General features: G+C 65.1%; 17 protein-coding genes and 1 riboswitch. Of the genes, 14 read left to right on the top strand and 3 right to left on the bottom strand.

The features are described 5' to 3' along the window. Window positions 1–61: 61 nt before the first annotated feature. The gene (locus XaFJ1_RS03525; protein WP_012915290.1) at window positions 62–1177 is read left to right on the top strand and encodes an HDOD domain-containing protein; all 1116 of its coding nucleotides are present in this window, start codon (window positions 62–64) and stop codon (window positions 1175–1177) included. 504 nt (window positions 1178–1681) lie between these two features. On the opposite strand, the gene thiC is transcribed toward XaFJ1_RS03525, so the two are convergent. Together thiC and XaFJ1_RS03515 are read right to left on the bottom strand one after the other, a co-directional pair. Beyond that, window positions 1682–3559 (bottom strand): phosphomethylpyrimidine synthase ThiC, encoded by a 1878-nt coding sequence (gene thiC / locus XaFJ1_RS03520; protein ID WP_045757192.1) that lies wholly within the window; start codon window positions 3557–3559, stop codon window positions 1682–1684. Between the two features lie 115 nt (window positions 3560–3674). Further along, window positions 3675–3775: riboswitch (TPP riboswitch) on the bottom strand. Between the two features lie 215 nt (window positions 3776–3990). Next, entirely contained in the window at window positions 3991–5841 is a 1851-nt protein-coding gene (locus tag XaFJ1_RS03515; protein WP_012915288.1) for a methyl-accepting chemotaxis protein, read from the bottom strand. Window positions 5842–6533: 692 nt separating this feature from the next. Here XaFJ1_RS03515 and ilvC point away from each other — a divergent pair. The 10 genes from ilvC to leuB all read left to right on the top strand — a co-directional run bounded on the left by ilvC (window position 6534) and on the right by leuB (window position 16464). Further along, window positions 6534–7541: a ketol-acid reductoisomerase gene (gene ilvC, locus XaFJ1_RS03510; protein WP_012915287.1), complete on the top strand. Its 1008-nt coding sequence runs from the start codon at window positions 6534–6536 to the stop codon at window positions 7539–7541. Between the two features lie 39 nt (window positions 7542–7580). Beyond that, window positions 7581–9305: an acetolactate synthase 2 catalytic subunit gene (gene ilvG / locus XaFJ1_RS03505; protein ID WP_012915286.1), complete on the top strand. Its 1725-nt coding sequence runs from the start codon at window positions 7581–7583 to the stop codon at window positions 9303–9305. Next, window positions 9289–9537, top strand: coding sequence for an ACT domain-containing protein (locus XaFJ1_RS03500; RefSeq protein ID WP_012915285.1), 249 nt, complete (start codon window positions 9289–9291; stop codon window positions 9535–9537). Before ilvG ends, XaFJ1_RS03500 begins: the two co-directional genes overlap by 17 nt. Before the next feature lie 195 nt (window positions 9538–9732). Beyond that, complete coding sequence (locus tag XaFJ1_RS03495; protein ID WP_012915284.1) at window positions 9733–10839, top strand: threonine dehydratase; 1107 nt, start codon at window positions 9733–9735, stop codon at window positions 10837–10839. Continuing rightward, window positions 10836–12389 carry a 2-isopropylmalate synthase gene (locus tag XaFJ1_RS03490; RefSeq protein ID WP_012915283.1) on the top strand — a complete coding sequence of 518 codons (1554 nt, stop codon included), beginning with the start codon at window positions 10836–10838 and terminating at the stop codon, window positions 12387–12389. The genes XaFJ1_RS03495 and XaFJ1_RS03490 overlap by 4 nt, the downstream gene beginning before the upstream one ends. Then, a complete protein-coding gene (locus tag XaFJ1_RS03485; protein WP_187388422.1) occupies window positions 12320–13177 on the top strand; it encodes a class I SAM-dependent methyltransferase in 858 nt (285 codons plus the stop codon). The genes XaFJ1_RS03490 and XaFJ1_RS03485 overlap by 70 nt, the downstream gene beginning before the upstream one ends. 36 nt (window positions 13178–13213) lie before the next feature. Beyond that, entirely contained in the window at window positions 13214–14641 is a 1428-nt protein-coding gene (gene leuC, locus XaFJ1_RS03480) for a 3-isopropylmalate dehydratase large subunit (RefSeq protein WP_012915281.1), read from the top strand. Continuing rightward, complete coding sequence (locus tag XaFJ1_RS03475) at window positions 14638–14817, top strand: hypothetical protein (RefSeq protein WP_045756733.1); 180 nt, start codon at window positions 14638–14640, stop codon at window positions 14815–14817. Before leuC ends, XaFJ1_RS03475 begins: the two co-directional genes overlap by 4 nt. Beyond that, complete coding sequence (gene leuD / locus XaFJ1_RS03470; protein WP_012915280.1) at window positions 14817–15395, top strand: 3-isopropylmalate dehydratase small subunit; 579 nt, start codon at window positions 14817–14819, stop codon at window positions 15393–15395. The genes XaFJ1_RS03475 and leuD overlap by 1 nt, the downstream gene beginning before the upstream one ends. After that, entirely contained in the window at window positions 15385–16464 is a 1080-nt protein-coding gene (gene leuB / locus XaFJ1_RS03465; RefSeq protein WP_012915279.1) for a 3-isopropylmalate dehydrogenase, read from the top strand. Before leuD ends, leuB begins: the two co-directional genes overlap by 11 nt. 80 nt (window positions 16465–16544) lie before the next feature. Here the strand turns inward: leuB and XaFJ1_RS03460 are convergent, their stop codons facing one another. Next, on the bottom strand, window positions 16545–19424 hold the full coding sequence (locus XaFJ1_RS03460) for a ligand-binding sensor domain-containing diguanylate cyclase (protein ID WP_230598047.1): 2880 nt from the start codon (window positions 19422–19424) through the stop codon (window positions 16545–16547). A gap of 515 nt (window positions 19425–19939) precedes the next feature. On the opposite strand from XaFJ1_RS03460, the gene XaFJ1_RS03455 reads away from it, so the two are divergent. The 3 genes from XaFJ1_RS03455 (at window position 19940) to XaFJ1_RS03445 (ending at window position 22783) form a co-directional block, all read left to right on the top strand. Next, window positions 19940–20530: a TetR/AcrR family transcriptional regulator gene (locus tag XaFJ1_RS03455; RefSeq protein WP_045756732.1), complete on the top strand. Its 591-nt coding sequence runs from the start codon at window positions 19940–19942 to the stop codon at window positions 20528–20530. A gap of 135 nt (window positions 20531–20665) precedes the next feature. After that, window positions 20666–21328: a protein-L-isoaspartate O-methyltransferase family protein gene (locus XaFJ1_RS03450; protein WP_012915276.1), complete on the top strand. Its 663-nt coding sequence runs from the start codon at window positions 20666–20668 to the stop codon at window positions 21326–21328. Window positions 21329–21346: 18 nt separating this feature from the next. Beyond that, the gene (locus tag XaFJ1_RS03445; RefSeq protein ID WP_012915275.1) at window positions 21347–22783 is read left to right on the top strand and encodes a TolC family outer membrane protein; all 1437 of its coding nucleotides are present in this window, start codon (window positions 21347–21349) and stop codon (window positions 22781–22783) included. The last annotated feature ends 21 nt before the right edge of the window (window positions 22784–22804 follow it).

Raw genomic sequence — 22804 nt, 5'->3', positions numbered from 1 at the left:
TTGAGCCACGGCATGATCGAACCGGTCGGGGACGATCCGGGTTTTCTTGGGGTAAATTCACTTGCGTATCCTATTCGTCGGCGACGAAGCGAGCCTTCCGGCTGAAATCACGGAATACCTGCGTGATCTTGACGAGGATTGGCAAGTCCAAAGCGCGGCGGACGGCAATACCGCCATCGCGGTGGCCGCCACCGTGCAATTGGACGCAGTGATCGCCGCGCCGACGCTACCGGACCTGACCACCGCCACCCTGCTCGGCCAGATCCGCACGCTTAGCCCGGAAACCATTCGCATCGCGCTGATTGAAGCCGAGCAGATCAATCGTGCGCCACCGGCGCGGATCATCGGCGTGGCGCACCGCTTCCTGCCACTGCCGCTATCGCCGGAGATGTTGCTGGAAGCCATCACCAACCTCGAAGAGCTGCGCGACCTGCTCGGTAATCCGCGACTGCGCACCAGCATCGGCCGTATCGAGAAGCTACCGGCGCCGCCGCATCTGTACCTCAGCCTGATGAACGCGCTGGAACAAGACGAAGGCAGCGATGCGGCCAATCTGTGCAATTTGGTCTCGGGCGATCCCGCGATCGCGGCCAAGATCCTGCAATTGTGCAATTCGGCATTCTTCTCCAACGGTCGCACCATCTCCGATCTGCGCACTGCCGTCACCCGGCTGGGTACCGCCACCCTGCGCGATTTGGTACTGGCCAGCGAGGTGTTCACGGCACAGACGCTCTCCAACGCCGAACGCAACGCGCTGCAACGGCGCTCGCTGGTCGCCTCCAAATTGGCGTCGAAGATGCTGCCCGCATCCAGCGCCGAACTCGGCTCGACCGCGGCGTTGCTGGCCGACATCGGCATGCTGCTGCCGGGCATTCGCGACGAATACAAACCACTCGTGGATGCGGACGACATGCGCCCAGGCCATACCGAGGCTGGCGCCTACCTGCTAGGCCTGTGGGGCCTGCCGATGCCGATCATCGAAGCGGTGGCGTTGCACCGCCAGCCACAGCGCTCCAGCACTCGCAGCTTCTGGATCACCGGCGCGGTCCATGTGGCGATGGCGCTGGCCAGCGGTACTGAGGTGAATGAAGACTACCTGGCCAAGACCGGCGTACTCAATAAGCTACCGAGCTGGCGCGAGTCTGCGGAAAATTTGATGGGAATGGGCTCGGCATAACCCCAGGCAGTCGTGGATCGCAGCACACGCGCCAACGCACAGAACCGATCTCCTTCTTGCCGATCCATAGCGCTCGCCATTGGCGGCAGGCCGGAAGGTATACCCTGCGTGTCGCCCATTCGGCGTACTTGCGATCGACGGCAACATTGCCGGACGCCGCGTCGTGTACGCGATCAAGAACACTTGGATTCTGAAAGCAGGCCCTCCTGAGAGCGGACGGACGATGCGCAATCGGCGCAGGCGTTAGTAGTGACCGGCAACACATCCCAAGCGCTACTGGACGGACGCGTGGATTGAAACTCGGTGATCTGTACCGGCTTGCTCTCGTCGCACTGTCGCGCCCTCACGGGCGCGTACAGCACGCAGGCACTGGCATGTAATCGGGGTTACTGAGGATTCCAAGCGCTGCACTCATCCCGCAGCGATGCAACAGTTTCGTTAGCCGCTCGTAATCGACACCGGCCTGGCCGACACGCCGACCAGACCGTCGCTGCCCGCCGCGCGCTACTCGGCCCGATATACCTGCGCCCCGGCAGCCCGGAACTGCGCCGATTTTTCCTCCATGCCCGCCTGTAGCGCCGTTTCCGCATCAACGCCATGTTCGGCGGCGTAATCGCGCACGTCCTGGGTGATCTTCATCGAGCAGAAATGCGGCCCGCACATCGAGCAGAAATGCGCCAGCTTGTGTGCATCTTTGGGCAAGGTCTCATCGTGGAATTCGCGCGCCTTCTCCGGATCCAGCCCGAGGTGGAACTGATCGTCCCAGCGGAACTCGAAGCGCGCCTTGGACAATGCGTTATCGCGCACCTGCGCGCCAGGATGGCCCTTGGCGAGATCGGCGGCATGGGCGGCGATCTTGTAAGCCATGATGCCATCGCGCACGTCCTGGCGATTGGGCAGGCCCAAGTGTTCCTTCGGGGTCACGTAGCACAGCATCGCCGTACCGAACCAGCCGATCATCGCCGCGCCGATCGCGGAAGTGATGTGGTCGTAACCGGGCGCGATATCGGTGGTCAGCGGCCCCAGCGTGTAGAACGGCGCCTCGCCGCATTCGCGCAACTGCTTGTCCATGTTCTGCTTGATCAACTGCATCGGCACATGGCCGGGGCCTTCGATCATGGTCTGCACATCGTGCTTCCACGCGATTTTGGTCAGCTCGCCGAGCGTCTCCAGTTCGCCGAATTGCGCCGCGTCGTTGGCATCGGCAATGCACCCCGGGCGCAGACCGTCGCCGAGCGAGAACGCCACGTCGTAGGCCTTCATGATGTCGCAGATGTCCTCAAAGTGGGTATAGAGGAAATTCTCGCGATGGTGCGCCAGACACCATTTGGCCAGGATCGAACCACCACGCGAGACGATGCCGGTGACGCGCTTGGCGGTCAACGGCACGTAGCGCAACAGCACGCCGGCATGGATGGTGAAATAATCCACACCCTGTTCGGCCTGCTCGATCAACGTGTCACGGAAGATTTCCCAGGTCAGTTCCTCGGCGCGGCCATCGACCTTCTCCAGCGCCTGATAGATCGGCACCGTGCCGATTGGCACCGGCGAATTGCGCACGATCCACTCGCGCGTCTCGTGGATATGCTTGCCCGTGGACAGGTCCATCACCGTGTCCCCGCCCCAGCGGATCGCCCACACCAGTTTCTCCACTTCCTCGGCGATACCGGAGCTGACCGCGCTGTTGCCGATGTTGGCGTTGATCTTGGTCAGGAAGTTGCGACCGATGATCATCGGCTCGCTTTCCGGATGGTTGATATTGCACGGCAGGATGGCGCGACCGCGTGCGATCTCATCACGCACGAACTCGGGGGTGATGACCGCAGGGATGCCCGCACCGAATGCCTCTCCGGGATGTTGCGCGCGCAGTTGCGCATCGCGCACCAACTCCAAGCGCTGATTCTCGCGGATCGCGACGAACTCCATCTCGGGAGTGACGATGCCACGCCGCGCATAGTGCATCTGAGTGACGTTGGCACCGCCCAGCGCCCGCCGTGGCAGATGCCGCGCGGGGAAGCGCACCGCCTGCAGGCGCGCGTCGCCCTCCCGCTCGCGGCCAAAGTGGGAACTGAGCCCCGCCAGCGCGACAGTGTCGCCGCGCTCGGCGATCCAGCCCGCGCGCAGCGGCGCCAGACCCGCACCGAGGTCGATCCGGGCCTGCGGGTCGGTGTACGGACCGGAGGTGTCGTAGACGCTCACCGGTGCGTTCTCCTCGCCGCCGAACACGGTCGGGGTGCGGGTCAGCACGATTTCGCGCATCGGCACTTGCAGGTCGGGGCGCGAGCCTTGTACGAAGATCTTGCGCGAGCCGGGAATGGGGCGAGTTACCGCAGCGGACAGGGTATCGGTCTGCTGCTGGAGTGGGTTGGGCATGGCATTCATCGGCATTCGTCCTGGTTCGGGTGACCCGCGCCGGGCGCGGAACGGTGGCGAGCAAACGAACTCGCATGGGGGACGAAGCGGCGGCGCGGGTCCAGTGGCAACGGGAAGAGGCCGACAGCGGACTTGCGAAGCTTCCCTACGCCGGTCTCAACCGGATCAGGTTCCAAGGGACTGTCTCAACCGCGGCCTGCGCCAGCGGTACCCCCACTTCTGGCGCTATTAGACCCGTTTCCGGCGCGAGCGCCAACCGGTCTCATGTCCAGAGCCTGCACACAGGCCGTACTTTGTGTCAGCACTGTCACACGCGGCGGCAGCGGCGACAAACTCCAACCATGTGGCCGACCTAGCCTAGACATACGAGTGCAAGAAGTCTCTCTCATTGCCGCCGTTAACACCGGCGGCATTTTTTTCGCCGCTAGCCTGCACCCCGCTCACTCCAGCACGTAGGCCACGCGCAGCCCGCCCCAATGGCGTCCACGCGCATAAACCGGCACCGACAGGTCGAACAGGATCTGCCCGGTGTCGCGCCGATACACCTGCAACAGATAAGGCTCGGTATGACGACCGACGGTGCGACCGACGCGGTCGGTGAAGATGCGCTTGGTCCGGTTACCGACCAAATCACGGGCGCGGTCGCCGCTGAGCGTCTGGCTGAAACACAGGTTGTGCGTCGGCACGTAGCCATCGACATTTGCACAGATCGCGAACACGATCCACGGATGCGCGGACAGCAAAGGCTCCTGCAACGGCGGCAGCAACTCGTCGCATAGCGCGTCGAAGGCGGTATGGTACTTGGGTGGGTCGACACCCTGGATCGGGGTGTAATCGGTGGAAAACAGCGCATCCTCGGCGATGCGACCGCGCGCGAGTGCGGCCTCAAACGCCTGGCCGACCTGCGCGGCGGCCGCCGTGGCCAAGTCGCGCACGCGCGCATGACGCGGCTGCCGCATCGGATCGTCCGGCAAGCGGAACAGGTTCACGCAATCGTGCAGAGTGGCGCTACTGGTCGCCAGCGCCTCACTGCGCTGAACCACGCTTGCAGCATGCTCCAAGTTGCTGCGGCTGAGTCCGACTAGGTGCTCGACCGCACGATCGATGCCGCCGATCTCGCCGCTTTGCGCGGCGACGCGGCTTGCCACGGCATCCATCGCAGCGCTGGCGCGGCCGAGCAACTCGCCGATGCCGCCAAGCACTTGCTCAGTGCGTTGCGCCGAAACAGCACTGTCCTGCAAAGCGGTGCCGGTCTCGCCGATGATAATGCGGACATCGCGCGCAGCGTTGGCGGCGCGCTCGGCGAGCTGCCGGATCTCGGTGGCAACCACGGCAAAACCACGCCCGGCCGGGCCGGCATGCACCGCCTCGATGCTGGCGTTGATCGATAGAATATTGGTCTGGAACGCGACCGAATCGATCACCTGGATGACCTCGTTGGCACGCGCCGAGCGCCGTGCCACCTCCTGCATCGCCTGGCCCAAGGTCCGCGCCGCCTCCACGCCCTGCCGCGCGCTGTCGTCTGCACTGGCCGCCACGGCGATCACCGCGCGCAGCTCTTGGTCCATCTCGTGCAATCCCTGCAACAGCCGACGGGTCGTGGATACCACCGTCTGCAGTGCATCCAGCTGGGTCTGCGACTGCCGCGCCAGTTCGTCATTCTCGGCGACCACATGCGGCACATCGGCAGCAATCTGCAGCGACAACCCCACCGCCTGACGGATCGCCTCCGCCAAGTTACCGAAGCCGGCAGCCAAGCGCCGCCCCGGAACCACCTCGGCGTCCTGCACCGACAGTGGCGTGCTCAGCCCCAGATCCAGATCGCAGCCGGTCAGACACTCGCCAACGCGCTCAAGCAGCGCCTGTGCCGCGGCTCCCTCCAGGACACGCTGTGCAAGCGCCTGCAACGCCGGACTGATCGCACCTTGCACATGCCCACCGCCGAGCAGTGCGACATCGCGCAGCAACGCGGCGGTCTCCGGATGCGGCAGCGACAACAGCCACCCCTGTCCATCCCGATCACACTGGTAGCGCACGCGCCGCGACGGATCGGTACCTGGCGCCAACCAACAGCCTTCAGAACCAACCAACGCCGCCAGCGGCAAGCCCCAGACCGCCTCGCTGGACGCACCGAGCAGCGTGTCAGCCTGGACCCCCAGCAGATCCAGCGCAACGCGATTAGCGGCGCTGACGCATCCGTCCGGATCCAGCCGCAGCAAGGCGATCGGGGCATCTGGCAAGCCGGCGGCCGGTGCGGCGTCGGTATCCGGGTTGCGTGAGAACAAGGCCATCGTCGTTTCCCTCGGTTCTGCCCCATGGTAGCGGCTCCAACACTGCCGCCGCAGCGGCGGTCGCTGCAATCGGGATTGACGTCATAGGCGACGCCAATATGCTGCTAGCGTGACGCCACGACCGCTGGATTGTTCTTTCAGGATCCTCCCTCAACCAACTGCTGACGATACGATACGCCTGCGCATGTCGCCGTTGCCAGCCGGCTCCATCAGCCCGAGCGCGGCCTGGGCAACGCCAGCCGAGTACGGCCGCAAGCACCGCGCACGGCTGCCGACAGCGGCAACGTGAGCCGCCCGTTTTCGCGCAATCGGCGCGATCCGCATCGCGCGCGCATTCCGTTTCATACGCAACCATACAGCACTGGCGCGGTTTTCGGCACATCCACTCGTAGATGCGCGCAGCCCGGTTGACAGGCGTGCGAAGCACATGGTTATCTCGCTAAATGCTGCGATACCGCGCCACCCCGAAGCCGTCCCACCTGCACGCTGCGCTTGGCGCGGACGTCGCGGCATCGCTCCTTGTACTCGTGCTTATTAGCTCGCCCACATCTGCGGGACGAACTGGCACGTAAGCGACAAGCCGCCAGGATTCGATCAGACCCCGCACTGGCAACGGCGCGGGGTTTTTCATTTCAGTGACCACAAACGCAAAGACCCTTTCCACTCCACCCCACATTGAGGATATCCGCATCATGAGCAGTTCCGCCCAGCCCACCACCAAGATCGCCATCGTCGGTTACGGCAGCCAGGGGCGCGCGCACGCGCTGAACCTGCGTGAATCCGGCTTCGACGTCACCATCGGCCTGCGTGCCGGCGGCCCGACCGAAGTCAAGGCGCAGGCCGATGGCTTCGTGGTGAAGCGCCCTGAGGAAGCGGTCAAAGACGCCGATCTGGTTGCCGTGCTGACCCCGGACATGGTGCAGAAGAAGCTGTACGAGGAGGTACTGGCGCCGAACATGAAGCAGGGCGCCTGCCTGCTGTTCGCGCACGGCCTGAACGTGCATTTCGACATGATCAAGCCGCGCGCGGACCTGGACGTGGTGCTGGTCGCGCCCAAGGGGCCGGGCGCGCTGGTGCGCCGCGAGTACGAAATCGGCCGTGGCGTGCCGTGCATCTGGGCGGTATATCAGGACAAGAGCGGCAAAGCCGAACAACTCGCGCTGGAATACGCGGCCGGCCTGGGCGGCGCACGCGCCAACCTGATCAAGACCACCTTCAAGGAAGAAACCGAAACCGATCTGTTCGGCGAGCAGGCGGTGCTCTGCGGCGGCGCCTCGTCACTGGTGCAGGCCGGCTTCGAAGTGCTGGTGGAAGCTGGCTATCAGCCGGAAATCGCCTACTACGAAGTGCTGCACGAACTGAAGCTGATCGTCGATCTGTTCTACGAAGGCGGGATCACCCGCATGCTCGAATTCGTCTCCGAAACCGCGCAGTACGGCGACTATGTCAGCGGCCCGCGGGTCATCGACGCGGCGACCAAGGCACGCATGCGCGAGGTGCTGACCGACATCCAGAACGGCACTTTCACCAAGAACTGGGTGGCCGAATACAACGCGGGCTTGCCGAACTACACCAAGTTCAAGCAGGCCGATCTGAACCATCCCATCGAAGCGGTCGGCAAGCAGTTGCGCGCCAAGATGGTGTGGCTCAACGGCGAGGCTGCGGCCAAACAAGCCGCTGGCAGCACCAAAGCCGCGTAAACCGCGGCTCCCCCCGCTTCCACCGAAAGGTCGCCACGTATGAACTCCTCCGCTAAAGGCACGCCCCCCCGCAACGGCGCCCGCTGGCTGACCCAGGCACTGGAAGCCGAAGGCGTGGACACGCTGTTCGGCTATCCGGGCGGCACCATCATGCCGTTCTACGACGCATTGGTAGACAGCCAGCTCAAGCACATCCTGGTCCGCCACGAACAGGGCGCCGCGCTCGCCGCCAACGGTTATGCCCGCGCCAGTGGCCGGGTCGGGGTGTGCGTGGCCACATCCGGTCCAGGCGCGTCCAATCTGGTCACCGGCATCGCCGATGCGATGCTCGACTCGGTGCCGATGATCTGCCTGACCGGACAAGTCGCCACGCCGCTCCTGGGCACCGACGCGTTCCAGGAACTGGACGTGTTCGGGCTGACCCTGCCGATCGTCAAGCACAGCTTCCTGGTGCGGCGCGTGGACGACCTGCCGCAGGTGTTGCGCGATGCGTTCCGCATCGCCCGCGAAGGGCGCCCGGGACCGGTGCTGGTCGACCTGCCCAAGGACGTGCAACTGGCCGATGCATCGCACCTACCGGACCACGTGCCCGCCAAGGTCCCGACGCTGCCGCCGCCGTGCGACAGCGTCCTGGCCGACGCGCTGGCCGCGATCGCCAGCGCCGAAAAACCGGTGATCTACGGCGGCGGCGGCATCGCCCTGGCCGATGCGGTAGACACATTCCGCCAGTTCGTGGACATCACCCGCATCCCCACCGTGCTGACCCTGCGCGGGCTGGGCGCGTTGCCGCACGGACATCCGCACTACCTGGGCATGCTCGGCATGCACGGCACCCGCGCCGCCAACATGGCGGTGCAGCAATCGGACCTGCTGATCGTGGTCGGTGCCCGTTTCGACGACCGCGCCACGGGCAAACTGGCCGAATTTGCGCCGTTTGCGCGGATCATCCATCTGGACGCCGATGCCTGCGAGATCTCCAAGCTGCGCCAGGCCGACATCGCCATCCCCGGCGATGTGGCCCAGGCGCTACGCGCGCTGAGCGCGGCGACCAGTACCTGCGAAGCCTGGCACACGCACTGCATCGGCCACCGCGAGAAGTTCGGCGTGCGCTACGACGCGCCGGGCGATGACATCTACGCGCCAGGCCTGCTGAAACGGCTGAGCGAACTCGCCCCGGCCGACACCGTCATCGCCTGCGACGTCGGCCAGCACCAGATGTGGGTGGCCCAGCACTGCCGCTTCAATCATCCACGCAACCACCTGACCAGCGGTGCGTTGGGTACCATGGGTTTCGGCCTGCCAGCGGCGATGGGCGCACAGTTCGCCTGTCCGGACCGGACCGTGGTACTGGTCAGCGGCGACGGGAGCTTCATGATGAACGTGCAGGAGCTGGTCACCATCGCCCGCTGCAAACTGCCGGTGAAGATCGTGCTGCTGGACAACAGTTCGCTGGGCATGGTGCGACAGTGGCAGGAACTGTTCTTCGCCGAGCGTTACAGCGAGATCGATTTGTCCGACAACCCGGACTTCGCCGCGCTGACGCAGGTCTTCGGCATTCCGGCCAAACGCATCACCGCGCGCAACCAAGTCGAGGACGGACTGGCCGAACTGCTGGCGCAACCAGGCCCGGCGCTACTGCACGTGGTCATCGACGCACGCGCCAACGTATGGCCATTGGTACCGCCGAATTCCGCCAACAGCACCATGCTGGACAGCAACCCAGCAACCCAGCGCCAGGAGGCACCGCATGCGATACCGGCTTGACCTGGTGCTCAAGCCCATCGATGGTGCGCTCCTGCGCGCCATCGGCATGGCCGAACGGCGCGGCTTCGCCCCAGTGTCGATCAATGGCGCACCGATGGCCGAAGACGCAGGCCGCTGGCATCTGCAAATCGTGGTGGATGGCAATCGTCCCGGCGAGACGCTGCGCATGCAGATGGAAAAGGTCTACGACTGCGAATCGGTACGGGTGACCGCGCTGGATGGGGCGACATGAGCGTATCGGGATCCATGCGTCGGGACATGGGACGCAGCGCCAGCCCTGGCAACGTGTTGGCCTCGGCCTCTGGCTGCATGCATACCGTCCGGCAGCGGCGCACGGCGGCGCGCAGGGGCTTTTCGACATGGAGGTGTCTTCTTCGCACCTGCGCCTTGTCCATCGCATCCTGCGTCCTGCGCGACCCCATCCACCATGTCTGATGCCGGCCGCCCCGCCCCGCAGGAGTCGGATGCCGACCACGTCGCGGTGAGTGTGGCCGACGTGCTGGCCGCGCAAGCGCGGTTGCGTCGCTACCTGACCCCGACGCCGGTGCATTACGCAGAGCGTTTCGGGGTATGGCTGAAGCTGGAGAATCTGCAACGCACCGGCTCCTACAAGGTCCGCGGTGCGCTCAATGCACTCTTGGCCGGGCTGGAACGCGGCGACGAGCGTGCGGTGATCTGCGCCTCGGCCGGCAACCATGCGCAGGGCGTTGCCTGGGCTGCGCACCGCCTGGGTGTACAGGCGATCACGGTGATGCCGCACGGCGCACCGCAGACCAAGATCGCCGGCGTCGCACACTGGGGCGCCACCGTGCGCCAGCACGGCAATAGCTACGACGAGGCTTACGGCTTTGCCCGCGAACTCGCCGAACAAAACGGCTACCGCTTTTTGTCCGCGTTCGACGATCCGGACGTGATCGCCGGCCAGGGGACCGTCGGGATCGAACTGGCCGCGCATGCCCCTGACGTCGTGATCGTACCGATCGGCGGCGGCGGCCTGGCCTCCGGCGTAGCCCTGGCGCTGCGCTCGCAAGGCGTCCGCGTCGTCGGCGCCCAGGTCGAGGGCGTGGATGCGATGGCGCGCGCGATCCGCGGCGACATCCGCGCGCTGGAGCCGGTCCCCACCCTGGCCGACGGTGTCAGGGTTAAAATCCCCGGGCTCATCACCCGCCGGCTGTGCGCCAGCCAGCTCGACGACGTGGTGATCGTGCGCGAGGCGGAACTGCGCGAAACACTGGTTCGCCTGGCGCTGGAAGAACACGTCATCGCCGAAGGCGCTGGCGCGCTGGCGCTGGCAGCCGGGCGCCGCGTCAGCGGCAAGCGCAAGTGCGCCGTGGTGTCCGGTGGCAACATCGACGCTGGCGTGCTGGCGACGCTGCTGTCGGAGGTGCGTCCGCGTCCACCGCGCAAGCCGCGTCTGCGCAATATCGAGCGACTTCGCAACCAACGTCCGGCCCCACGCGTACCTACCCAGCTCGCCTCGCCACCGCTCCACCATCCGCTAGCCACCGCCTCCGTAGAGGAACCCATCTGGTGAACACTTCAGCCTCTTCTCAGCCCCCCCGCATCCGTATCTTCGACACCACCCTGCGCGACGGCGAGCAATCCCCCGGCTGCAGCATGACCCCCCAACAAAAGCTGGTGATGGCACGCGCCCTGGCCGAGTTGGGTGTGGACATCATCGAGACAGGCTTCCCAGCCAGCTCGCATTCGGACCGCGAAGCGATGGCGTTGATCGGCCGCGAAGTGCGCAGCTCGACGCTGGCGGTGCTGTCGCGCTGCCTGACCGCGGACATCGAGACATCGGCACGCGCACTGGAAGCGGCGGCACATCCACGCCTGCACGTGTTCCTGTCGACCAGCCCACTGCACCGCGAGCACAAGCTGCGGATGAACCGCGAGCAGGTGTTGGAATCGGTGCGCAAGCACGTGGCATTGGCACGCAAATACGTGGACGACGTGGAATTCTCGGCCGAGGACGCCACCCGCACCGAGGAAGACTTCCTGGCCGAGGTCGCCAGCGTGGCGATCGCCGCCGGTGCCACCACCATCAATCTACCGGACACGGTCGGCTTCACCACACCGGAAGAGATCCGCCGCATGTTCGAGCGGATCATCGCGCACGTGCCCGGCGCCGAGCGCGTGGTGTTCAGCACGCACTGCCATAACGACCTGGGCCTGGCCGTGGCCAACTCGCTGGCCGCGGTGGAAGGCGGCGCACGCCAGGTGGAATGCGCCATCAACGGCATCGGCGAGCGTGCCGGCAACTGCGCGCTGGAAGAAATCGCGATGGCGCTGAAGGTGCGCAACGCGTTCTACGAACTGGACACCAGCATCAATACCCAACGCATCGTCGCCACCTCGCAATTGCTGCAGCGTCTGGTCGGCATGCCCGTGCAGCGCAACAAGGCAATCGTCGGCGGCAATGCCTTCGCGCACGAATCGGGTATTCACCAACACGGCATGCTGCGCCACCGCGGCACCTACGAGATCATGCGTCCGGAAGACGTGGGCTGGGAATGCTCGCAGATGGTGCTGGGCCGTCACAGCGGTCGCGCCGCGGTCGAACAGCGTCTTCGCGCGTTGGGCTATGTGCTGGAAGAGGCCGAACTGGGCATCGCCTTCGATGCGTTCAAGACGCTGTGCGAACAACAGCGCGTGGTCAACGACACCGACCTGCAGGCAATGATGCAGGAAGCGCCGGAAAGTCAGGGCTATCGACTGTGGTCGATGACCATCAGCGACCGCGGCCAGCGCGCCAGCGCGCAGGTCGAGCTATCCGATCAAAACGGCCAGCGGGTCAGCGAGCAAGCCGAGGGCGATGGCCCGGTCGATGCGCTGTTCTCCGCATTGTCTGCCGCCACCGGCGTGCAGTTGGCGCTGAACAGCTATCAGGTACACAGCGTCGGCATCGGCGCCGATTCACGCGGCGAAGCCAACCTCAGCGTGCGTCACGGCGAGATCGAGTATGTCGGCACCGGCACCAGCCGCGACATCATCGAAGCCAGCGCACTGGCATGGCTGGACGTCGCCAACCGCATCCTGCAACAACGCCAGGGCGCGCTGGTAGCGACTGCGGCGGCCTGACCACGGTGGACACGACGACCATCCCCGCCGCCGGCCAGCGCTGGAACGCGCAAGACTATGCCGCCAACGCTGGCTTCGTGCCGGCGCTGGGCACGGCTGTGCTGGATCTGCTGGCGCCGCAGCCGGGCGAACGTATTCTGGACCTGGGCTGCGGCGACGGCGTGCTGACCGCCAAACTGGCCGCCAGCGGCGCCGACGTACTGGGCGTGGACGTATCGCCCGAACTGATCGCCGCCGCCCGCACCCGCGGCGTCGAAGCACAGGTACTAGACGGGCATAAGCTACCGTTCGCGCAGCGCTTCGATGCGGTGTTCAGCAACGCCGCGCTGCACTGGATGTGCGAACCGGACTTGGTGCTGGCCGGCGTGCGCCGCGCGCTGCGGCCCGGCGGCCGCTTCGTGGGCGAATTCGGCGGCCACGGCAACGTCGCGGCGATCGTCACCGCGCTGCACGCGGCGCTGCGCCTGCACGACGCGCCAGCGCCGACCTTCGCCTGGTTTTTCCCGACCGCGGATGCCTATGCGCAACGCCTGCAGGCGCAGGGCTTCCAAGTGCTACAGAGCGCGCTGCTGCCGCGGCCCACGCCGCTGCCCACCGGCATGGCCGGCTGGCTGGGCACCTTCGCCGATCCATTCCTTTCCGGCGTCGATGCCGGCCTCCGCGAAGATGTCCTCGCCACCGCCGTCGCATTGCTGATGCCGACGCTATGCGACGATCGTGGCCGCTGGAGCGCCGACTACGTCCGCCTGCGTTTCCACGCCATCGTGACGGCCCAGGCCGACGCCTGAGTCCGCCCCTTCCAAGAGCCCGCAAGGTTATCGGTAATGAACCCAGCCCCCCGCACCCTGTACGACAAACTGTGGGACGCGCACGTCGTCGTCCCGGAAAGCGACACGGCCCCCGCCGTGCTGTACATCGATCTGCACCTGATCCACGAAGTCACCTCGCCGCAGGCCTTCACCGAACTCAAGACGCGCGGCCTGAAGCCGCGCCGACCCGAGCGCACCAAGGCGACGATGGATCACTCCACGCCCACCCTTCCGCGCGCGGCCGACGGTACCCTGCCCTACGCCAGCAAGGCTTCCGAGGCGCAGGTGGACATGCTCGCGCGCAACTGCGCCGACTATGGCATCGAGCTGTTCGACATGGGCTCGGCCAACCGCGGCATTGTCCACGTGATCGCGCCGGAACAGGGGTTCACCCAACCCGGCATGACCATCGTCTGCGGCGACAGCCACACCTCCACCCACGGCGCGTTCGGTGCGCTGGCGTTCGGCATCGGCACCAGCGAGGTCGGCCACGTGCTGGCGACCCAGTGCCTGTTGCAGCGCAAGGCCAAGACCATGGCGATCAGCGTCGACGGACCACTCGCGCCGGGCGTGGGCGCCAAGGACGTGATCCTGCACATCATCGGCGTGATCGGGGTCAACGGCGGCACCGGCCATGTGATCGAATACCGCGGCTCCACCATCGAAGCGATGGACATGGAACAGCGCATGACGCTGTGCAATATGTCAATCGAGGCCGGCGCGCGTGCTGGCATGGTGGCACCGGATCAGACCACCTTCGACTGGGTCGCCAAAACGCCGCGCGGCCCCAAGGGCGCCGATTTCGATGCCGCCGTGCAACGCTGGTCGCTGCTACGCAGCGATGCTGGCGCACGCTTCGACGTGGAAGTGCGCATCGACGCCCGCGACATCCGCCCAACCCTGACCTGGGGCACCCACCCAGGTACCGCGATCGCGGTGGACGTGCCGATCCCGGCCGCACAGGATGCCGCGGCGCAGAAGGGCCTGGACTACATGCAACTGGAAGCTGGACATCCGCTGATCGGCACGCCGGTGGACGTGGTGTTCATCGGCTCCTGCACCAACGGCCGGCTCAGCGATATGCGCCAGGTGGCGCAGGTACTGCGTGGTCGCAAGGTTGCCCCACACGTGCGCATGCTGGTGGTGCCGGGTTCGGAAATCGTCAAACACCAGGCGGAGGCCGAAGGCATCGACGACGTGGTGCGCGCCGCGGGTGCGGAATGGCGCGAATCCGGCTGCTCGATGTGTATCGCGATGAACGGCGACCTGGTCGCGCCAGGACAGTTGGCGGTGAGCACCAGCAACCGCAATTTCGAGGGTCGCCAGGGTCCGGGAGCGCGCACCCTGCTGGCCTCGCCGCTGACCGCGGCCTGGGCGGCGGTGAACGGCAAAGTCAGCGACCCACGCACGCTGTTCGCCGATGCCAAGGACGGCGGCAGATGACCCTGCACATCGCGACCTTCGCGGCCACCTTGACCTTCGTCGCGGCCAGCACGCGCGCCTTCGCCCATCGCGACAAACCGCTGCTGCCCCCCTACGTGTCCCTCCCGGCGCTGCCGCCGGCACTACAAAGCCCCCCGGCGGGACCCGCTTCCGCCGTATCCCAGGAGACCCCGTGATGGCCGGCTTCGCCACCCTCACCTCGCGCAGCGTGGTGCTGCGTCAGACCAACATCGATACCGACCAAATCATTCCGGCGCGGTTCCTGTCCACCACCGAACGCGCCGGCCTCGGACGCAACGCCTTCAACGATTGGCGTTGGCAGGCCGACGGCACGCCGAACCCGGAATTCGCCTTCAACCAGCCGCACAACGCTGGCCGCCAGATCTTGCTGGCCGGGCGCAACTTCGGCTGCGGCTCCTCGCGCGAGCACGCCCCATGGGCACTCACCGACCTTGGCCTGCGCGCCATCGTCAGCAGCGAGATCGCCGACATCTTCCGCAACAACAGCCTCAAGAACGGTCTGCTGCCAATCGTGCTGGCCGAGGACGACGTGCAGACGCTGATGCAGCGTCCGGACGACGAACTGACCGTGGACGTGGCCGCACGCGAGCTACGCACGCCCGATGGTCGTGTCTATACCTTCCCGCTCGATACCTTCTCGCAGACCTGCCTGCTCGAAGGCGTGGACGAAATGGGCTACCTGCTGTTGCGCCAACCGGACATCGAACGCTACGAGGCCACCCATGCACGCTGACATCGTCGTCCTACCTGGCGACGGCATCGGCCCCGAGATCACCGCTGCGGCGGTCTCGGTGCTGCACGCCATCGCTCATCGCTACCAGCACACCTTCCAATTCCACGAACACGACATCGGCGGGATCGCCATCGACCGCCACGGCGAGCCATTGCCGGCGGCGACGCTGGAAGCCTGCCAGCGGGCCGACGCCGTGCTGCTGGGCGCAGTCGGCGGGCCGAAATGGTCCGATCCCAATGCCAAGGTGCGCCCCGAACAAGGCTTGCTGGCGATCCGCCGCGGCCTGGGCCTGTTCGCCAACCTGCGTCCGGTCAAGCCGCATCCGGCGGCGCTGGAAGCTTCCCCGATCAAAGCGCATCTACTGACCGACGTGGACATCGTGGTGGTGCGCGAACTGACCGGCGGCATCTATTTCGGCGACAAGACCCGCAGCGCGACCGACGCCAGCGACCTATGCCGCTACAGCGTCGACGAGATCGAACGGGTGCTGCGCAGCGCCTTCCGTCTTGCGCAACAACGCCGCAACCACGTCACCTCGGTGGACAAGGCCAATGTGCTGGAAACCTCGCGGCTGTGGCGCGACGTGGCCGCGCGCATCGGCCGCGACGAATTCCCCGAGGTGCGCCTGGAACACCAACTGGTCGATTCGATGGCCATGCATCTGCTGGCCAAGCCGCGCGAGTACGACGTAATCGTCACCGAAAACATGTTCGGCGACATCCTCACCGACGAGGCCTCGATGCTGGCCGGTTCGTTGGGCCTGCTGCCGTCGGCCTCGCTAGGCGACGGTCGCATCGGCCTGTACGAACCGATCCACGGTTCGGCCCCGGACATCGCCGGCAAGGGCATCGCCAACCCCTACGCGACCATCCTCAGCACGGCGATGCTGCTGCGCCACTCGCTCGGCTTGAATGCCGAAGCGGAAGCAATCGAGCAGGCGGTGGGCGCCGCGCTCGACGCGAAGGTGTTCACTGCCGACCTGGCCGCGCCCGGCCACGGCGTTTCCACCGAGGCTGCTGCACGCGCGGTCCTGGAGCAGCTCAGCGTCGCGAACGCGACGGCACGCTGAGCACGCCGCCAACGTGGCGCCCGCACGCGCGCGCGCCACGACTTTTGCAACGGATCGCGACAACGCGAACGCGCAGAGTTCTAGCCGATCACCCGATCGCGGCCTTCGTGCTTGGCTTGGTACAGATGCTTATCGGCCTGTAACAACAGGTCGCGGCGTGTACGCAAGGTCGGCGAGAGACAGGCGAAACCGATGCTGGCGGTGAATTGCACGACGCATCCATCCTCGTCCTGCAGGGTGAGGGCGGCGAAACGCCCCCTGAGGGTATCCAAACATGCCAATGCCTGTTCGCGATCCAGCCCAGGCAGCACCAACAGAAACTCCTCGCCGCCATGACGGGCCGCGAAGGCATTATCGCCCAGGGCAACGCGTAGCAAATCGCCGACCCGGCGCAACACCTCGTCGCCGATCTCGTGGCCGTAAGCGTCGTTGATCTTCTTGAAGTAATCGATGTCAAGCAACGCTACACACAGTGTTGTAGACGCGGCCATGGCCTGCTCCAACGCTGCGGTGAGATAGGGTTCGGCGGTATGCCGATTCGGCAAGCCGGTCAACGCATCGTGGCCAGCCTGATAAGCAAGCTTGCGCACCAATTCGTCACGTTCGCGATTGGCCGCCGTCAGCGCCATATTATTCGCCCGCAACTCGTGAGTGCGATCCGCAATGATCGCATTGAGGCGGCGTTGACGGCGCCGATGACGATAAGTACGGCCGTGATACCACCACAGCAACAAACCGGTGACACTCATTGATGCGAACAGCACGAACGGCCAACGCTGCCAGAACGGCGGCACGAGTTGCAGGGGGAACGAGACGCTGCCGATCCGTTCGCTGCGCGACCAATCCAGCGGACTGATTATCGCCTGCACCTCCATGCGATAATCGCCGGGCGGCAGGTTGGTATAAACCGCTTCTTCGTTGCTACCAGCATCGATCCATTGGCGATCGAAACCATACAGGCGATAGCGGTAACGGACCTTGTCGGGAGAGCGGAAACTCAGCCCGGCGTAGCGAATCGCCAACCGCGCGACACTCCCATGCAAGATGTAATTCCTGTGCAAGGCCAGTGGTTTGCCGTTGACCTGCAGGCTCTCGATCATCAACGGCGGCGGGCGCACGCTGCGCAGTCCAGGCAGCGTCGGATCGATCAATCCCAGGCCAGCGGAGGTCGGGATCAACAGCGTGCCGTCGCGGCTGCGCCAGCCCGCCGGCGCACTACTACCGTTGACCTGACTGCCCGGCATGCCATCGCTGCGGTCGAGTACGTCCACCACTAGCTTCGTGCGCTGGCCAGCATCCAATTGCCCCAGATCGGCACGCGGAATACGCAACACACCCAAGTTACTGGTCGCCCATATATTGCCGCGTTTATCATCGATAAGCCGGAACAACTTATCGCGCGGCAGACCAACCCGATGATCGTAGAGATGGAACAGCCCGCCGCTTCGCCGCAGCAAGCCATGATCGCTGGCGATCCAGAGGGTTCCATCGGGATCTTCGAGAAAATCGAACGCATTCTGCGCCTGAAATCCACTGCCGCTCGGGATGCCCTTCAGCACACCATCGGCCGACATTGTCGCGATGCCCTGGTTGGTCCCGATCCACAGCACACCGACGTGATCACGGTACAGGGTTTGCACATGCGATCCAGGCAATCCATCGGCGGTGCCGTAGGCGCGCATATAGGCCCCCTTGCGATACAGCAGACCGTCATTGCTACCGATCCACAGGCCACCGTCGGCATCGGGCAGCACTGCACGCACCATCGTCTTAGGAACCCCAGCCTCGACACCAAGGCGTTGCCTGATCGATCCATCGGCCGATAACAACACCACGCCTTGGCTATCGGTGCCGACCCACATGCCGCCATCCTTGGTCGGTGCCAGCGCCAACGCCGCTGGATCTCGACCAGGCCGATCGCCGATGCGCAACGCGCGGATGCGGCCGTGCTGCCAAAGGTCGAGTCCGGCCGCGTGGCCGATCCAGATGGCGCCATCGGCGCTTTGCCTGACCACGCGCACATAATCGCTCCCCAATCCATCGCGCCGGGTCAGGCCACCGGCATCGCCCTTGGCGACGCGGTACAGACCATCGCTGCTGCCTGCCCAAATCAGACCTTCGCGATCCTCGATCAAGGTCGCGCCGAAGACACCGGAGATCGACAGGACCTGCGCATTGCCACCACCCGGCAAAACCCGCAGCAGTTGCCCGTTGGACAGGGTCATCCAGAGTTGGTTCTCTTGGTCCTGCAACGCAGCCACGACACGCTCGCCCCGCTGTAGCCATTGCACGTCACCACCGGCACTGCGCCAGAACAGACCCACCTCGGTGGCGATCAGCAGCCCGCCGTTGCGGTCGCGCGCCAAGTTGCGGATCGACGCTGTCTGCATCGCCGTGCTACCCCAGCGGTATGCCGAGGCAGTCGCCGAGGCCAGCCGGAACAGACCCTGCGATGTCCCCACCAACAACCCATCACCGTCCTGCAACAAACACACAACCTTGATATTGCGCAGACCAGCACGAGTGCCGACATCGATCAAACGGCCATCGCGCTCGATCCGGAACAGGCCATCCTCGTTGCCGACCCACACTGCGCCGTCGGCATCGCGCAATATGAATTCCGCGCGCAACCGCTGCGCGCGCGCGTCGCCCAGATGTTGCCACCGCCCCGCGACGTAGCGGAACACGCCGTTATAGGCGGTGCCGACCAGCACGCTGCCATCGGACTCGGCCACGACCGAGAACACGCTCGACAGCTCCATCCCCGGCGTATTTTGCCGGTCGAACGAGGTAAAGGTGCGGCCATCGAAACGTGCCACGCCTTCCCAGGTAGCGACCCAAATCATGCCATCACGGTCCTGCACCAGACCATGCACCAGGTTGTGCGGCAGCCCCTCCTCCATGGTCCAGCGTGCGATCACCGGACGATTGAGTACCTCGCGCTCAGTCAGCAACGGCACCGACTGCACAGGCAATGTTGCGATTGCGGGTGTACACAGAGTACACAGCAACAACAAAAAAAGGCGCGAACCCAGCGTCAAACAACGGCGGGTCGCGCACGCACGGATGCGTGCGCGATTTTGATGAAGCCGTTGCCCCTGTTCCATTACATTCCGAATCGCACCAGCAACGGCGCTCGGCACCCCATATAGCAAGTGGGCTAATCTATCACCGAGCACTCAAGGCCAATGTCAGGATATTCCTGACCTGGGCAGTAGACCGTACGACATCTATTCAGCACGGGAATCGAAGTGCGCCATAGGCGACACATCGCGCCACACCGGCCATTCCAACAAGTTAAGCCGGAGAGATGAACCGTAGCCATCCATGCCCCATTATCAAAATAATGAACGCGACGGCATAGCATATATATCGAACCGGCTGGTATAGTATTATCACTATGGCCCGCCAATCGTCCGCTGCACACTCACCCAAGCCTTCCTCACGTCCTGCCGGGCCAGGACGCCCCAAGGACATGGGCAAGCGTGCCGCGATCCTGGAAGCGGCCATGCACATGTTCACCGAACTGGGCTTCGGCCGGGTCAGCATGGACGGCATCGCGGCCCGTGCCGGCGTCTCCAAGCTAACCGTCTACAGTCACTACGGCGACAAGGAGACCCTGTTCGCCGAGGCGGTGCGCGCGCAATGCCAGACGCTGCTGCCCGACGACCTGTTCGGCCATCCGCTGAAAGGTCCGCTGCGCACGCAATTGATGGAGATCGGCCTAGCCTATTTCACGATGATCAGCAGCGAGGATGCAATGGCCACCCATCGCATGATGCTGAGCCCGGGCACCGGCGACGAGCACGTCCGCGAGATGTTCTGGAACGCCGGCCCCAAACGCACCCGACAGGATCTGGCGCAATTACTCCAGGCGCACGCGGAGACCGGCGAACTGGAGATCGCCGATCTGGGCCTCGCCGCCTCGCAGTTCTTCTGCCTGGCCAGGGGCGAACTGTTCACGCTGATGATGTGCGGCCTGTGCCGCGACCCCAGCCCGGCGCAGATCCAGGCCCACGTCCAGGCCAGCGTCGACTTTTTCCTGCGCGCCTATGCAGTGCGCTGAGTCCACGCTACGGGCGTGGCCCGGTACCGATGACTTCCGGCACTGCGCGCCGCGCTGTCCCGACGGCGATGCTGCGGCATACGCCCAGCCTCCCCGCCAGCTAAAATGCGCGACCCTCTGCGTTGGATGCCCGAAATGACGATCGACTACTCCCAAGCCCGCGAAAAAATGGTTGAACAGCAGATCCGTCCTTGGGACGTGCTCGACCTGCGCGTGCTCGATGTGCTGTCGCGGCTGCCGCGCGAGACTTTCGTGCCGCACAGCCACCGCGCCGTCGCTTATGCCGACCTGGAGATTCCGTTGGGCCACGGCCAGTACATGATGAAGCCGGTCATCGAGGGCCGCATGCTGCAAGCGCTGGATCTGCAGGCGGGCGAGGACGTACTGGAAATCGGCACTGGCAGCGGCTTCGTCAGCGCCTGCCTGAGCGAACTGGGCCGCGAGGTGGTAAGCCTGGAGATCGAAGCCGCCCTGGCCGGGACCGCACGCGCCAACCTTGATGCCGCCGGACTGGGAAGCAATATTCGCATCGAGACCGCCGACGCATTGACTTGGACCCCGGGCGAGCGACGCTTCGACGCGATCTGCGTGACCGCCGCGGTCACCGAGATTCCGACAAAATTTCTCTCCTGGCTGCGCCCGGGCGGACGCCTGTTCGCCATCTGTGGTCGCGCCCCGGTCATGGAAGCGGTAAGGATCCACGCCAACGCCGGCACACCACGCACGGAATCGCTGTTCGAAACCGACTTGGCGTATTACCTGCGGGGCACCGCGCCAGTTCCTCAGTTCACATTCTGATCCATCAAGGAAGCCGCAATGATCCGCCGATCCCTCGTTCTGGCACTGGCCGTCGCGTTGTCTCCGTTGGCCGCCAACGCCACGGACCTATTGCAAGTCTACGAAATGGCCCGCAACAGCGACCCACAGCTGGCCTCGGCGGAATCGACCCGTCTGTACGACAAGGAAGGCGCTGTGCAGGCGCGCGCGGCACTGCTGCCACAGATCAACGGTGGTGCCTCACTGCAACGCACCCATAGCAATACCGAGCGCGACTCCAGCGCCAACAATCAACTCATCGACCTTATCCACCGCATCAATCCGTCCTTCCCCACCGACGCACTCGAAACCGCGCAGGGCCCAACATCCAGCACCAGCAAGAGCCGCAACTACACCCTCCAGGGTCAGCAGACCCTGGTCAATTTCGCGCAGTTCTCCAACCTCCGCGCGCAAAAAGCGCGTAGCCTCGCCGCGGACTACACGCTGGAATCGGCCAAGGACGAGCTGATCGTGCGCACCTCGGCCGCCTACTTCAACGTACTGGTCGCGATCGAATCGCTGGTCGCGGCACAGACCAACGAAGCCGCCGCGAAAAAACAATTCGACTACGCCCAAAAGCGACTGGAAGTGGGCCTGGCACCGATCACCGACGTGCACGAAGCCCGTGCCCAGTACGACCAGGCCCGCGCCGACACGATCAGCTCGCGCAACGCGCTACAGGACCTGTACCAAGCGCTGACCCAGATCACCGGAAAGCCTGCGCACGACCTGCGCGGGCTGCCGGAGGATTTCCGTCCGCAACTGCCGCCCAACAACGGCGACATCGACAGCATGATCGCCTCGGCACTGGACAGGAATCCGTCGCTGCGCTCCTACAAGTACCAGGTACAGGCAGCCGAGTACAGCGTCTCGACCGCACGCGCCGGGCATCTGCCGACGCTCAACCTGTCGGCCAATGCCGGCCACAGTGCGACCTGGGGCAACCCCGGCAACAACACGCCGCGCAATGACAGCAACGTCATCGGCCTTACCTTGAACATCCCGATCTTCGCTGGCGGTGCCACTCAATCGTTGGTGCGCCAGGCCCTGGCGCAGCGCGACATTGCGCAAGACAACTACGAGTTGCAGAAGCGAGCACTCGACCGCAACACCCGCAATGCGTATCAGACAGTCCTCGCCGGGATCAGCGAAATCGAGGCGCGGCGTCTGGCGGTAGTCTCGGCGCAAGCCGCCTTCGACGCCTCGCAAGTCGGCCTGGAGGTGGGCACCCGCACCGTGCTGGACGTGGTGCAGAACCAGCGCACCCTGTATCAGGCACAACTGGCCTACGCGCAGGCGCGCTACAACTTCCTGCAGAACCGCCTCCTGCTTAACCAAGCGCTGGGAACGCTGAACGTGGCCGACGTGCAATCGATCAATGCGTTGCTGACGCAAAAAGCCGAATCCAAACTCGACTCCAGCAACAGCCCCCAGTAAACCCGACTAGCCGCAGGCACG

It is taken from the genome of Xanthomonas albilineans, from assembly GCF_009931595.1.
GTDB lineage: Bacteria > Pseudomonadota > Gammaproteobacteria > Xanthomonadales > Xanthomonadaceae > Xanthomonas_A > Xanthomonas_A albilineans.
Note: the sequence above shows the minus strand (reverse complement) of the source record. Positions and strands in the feature narration are given on the sequence as shown.

Excerpts from the sequence above, each read along its gene's own strand:
- thiC (WP_045757192.1), bottom strand. The coding sequence starts at position 3,559 with ATGAATGCCATGCCCAACCCACTCCAGCAGCAGACCGATACCCTGTCC.
- XaFJ1_RS03515 (WP_012915288.1), bottom strand. The coding sequence starts at position 5,841 with ATGGCCTTGTTCTCACGCAACCCGGATACCGACGCCGCACCGGCCGCC.
- ilvC (WP_012915287.1), top strand. The coding sequence starts at position 6,534 with ATGAGCAGTTCCGCCCAGCCCACCACCAAGATCGCCATCGTCGGTTAC.
- ilvG (WP_012915286.1), top strand. The coding sequence starts at position 7,581 with ATGAACTCCTCCGCTAAAGGCACGCCCCCCCGCAACGGCGCCCGCTGG.
- XaFJ1_RS03500 (WP_012915285.1), top strand. The coding sequence starts at position 9,289 with ATGCGATACCGGCTTGACCTGGTGCTCAAGCCCATCGATGGTGCGCTC.
- XaFJ1_RS03495 (WP_012915284.1), top strand. The coding sequence starts at position 9,733 with ATGTCTGATGCCGGCCGCCCCGCCCCGCAGGAGTCGGATGCCGACCAC.
- XaFJ1_RS03485 (WP_187388422.1), top strand. The coding sequence starts at position 12,320 with ATGGCTGGACGTCGCCAACCGCATCCTGCAACAACGCCAGGGCGCGCT.
- leuC (WP_012915281.1), top strand. The coding sequence starts at position 13,214 with ATGAACCCAGCCCCCCGCACCCTGTACGACAAACTGTGGGACGCGCAC.
- XaFJ1_RS03475 (WP_045756733.1), top strand. The coding sequence starts at position 14,638 with ATGACCCTGCACATCGCGACCTTCGCGGCCACCTTGACCTTCGTCGCG.
- leuD (WP_012915280.1), top strand. The coding sequence starts at position 14,817 with ATGGCCGGCTTCGCCACCCTCACCTCGCGCAGCGTGGTGCTGCGTCAG.
- leuB (WP_012915279.1), top strand. The coding sequence starts at position 15,385 with ATGCACGCTGACATCGTCGTCCTACCTGGCGACGGCATCGGCCCCGAG.
- XaFJ1_RS03455 (WP_045756732.1), top strand. The coding sequence starts at position 19,940 with ATGGGCAAGCGTGCCGCGATCCTGGAAGCGGCCATGCACATGTTCACC.
- XaFJ1_RS03450 (WP_012915276.1), top strand. The coding sequence starts at position 20,666 with ATGACGATCGACTACTCCCAAGCCCGCGAAAAAATGGTTGAACAGCAG.
- XaFJ1_RS03445 (WP_012915275.1), top strand. The coding sequence starts at position 21,347 with ATGATCCGCCGATCCCTCGTTCTGGCACTGGCCGTCGCGTTGTCTCCG.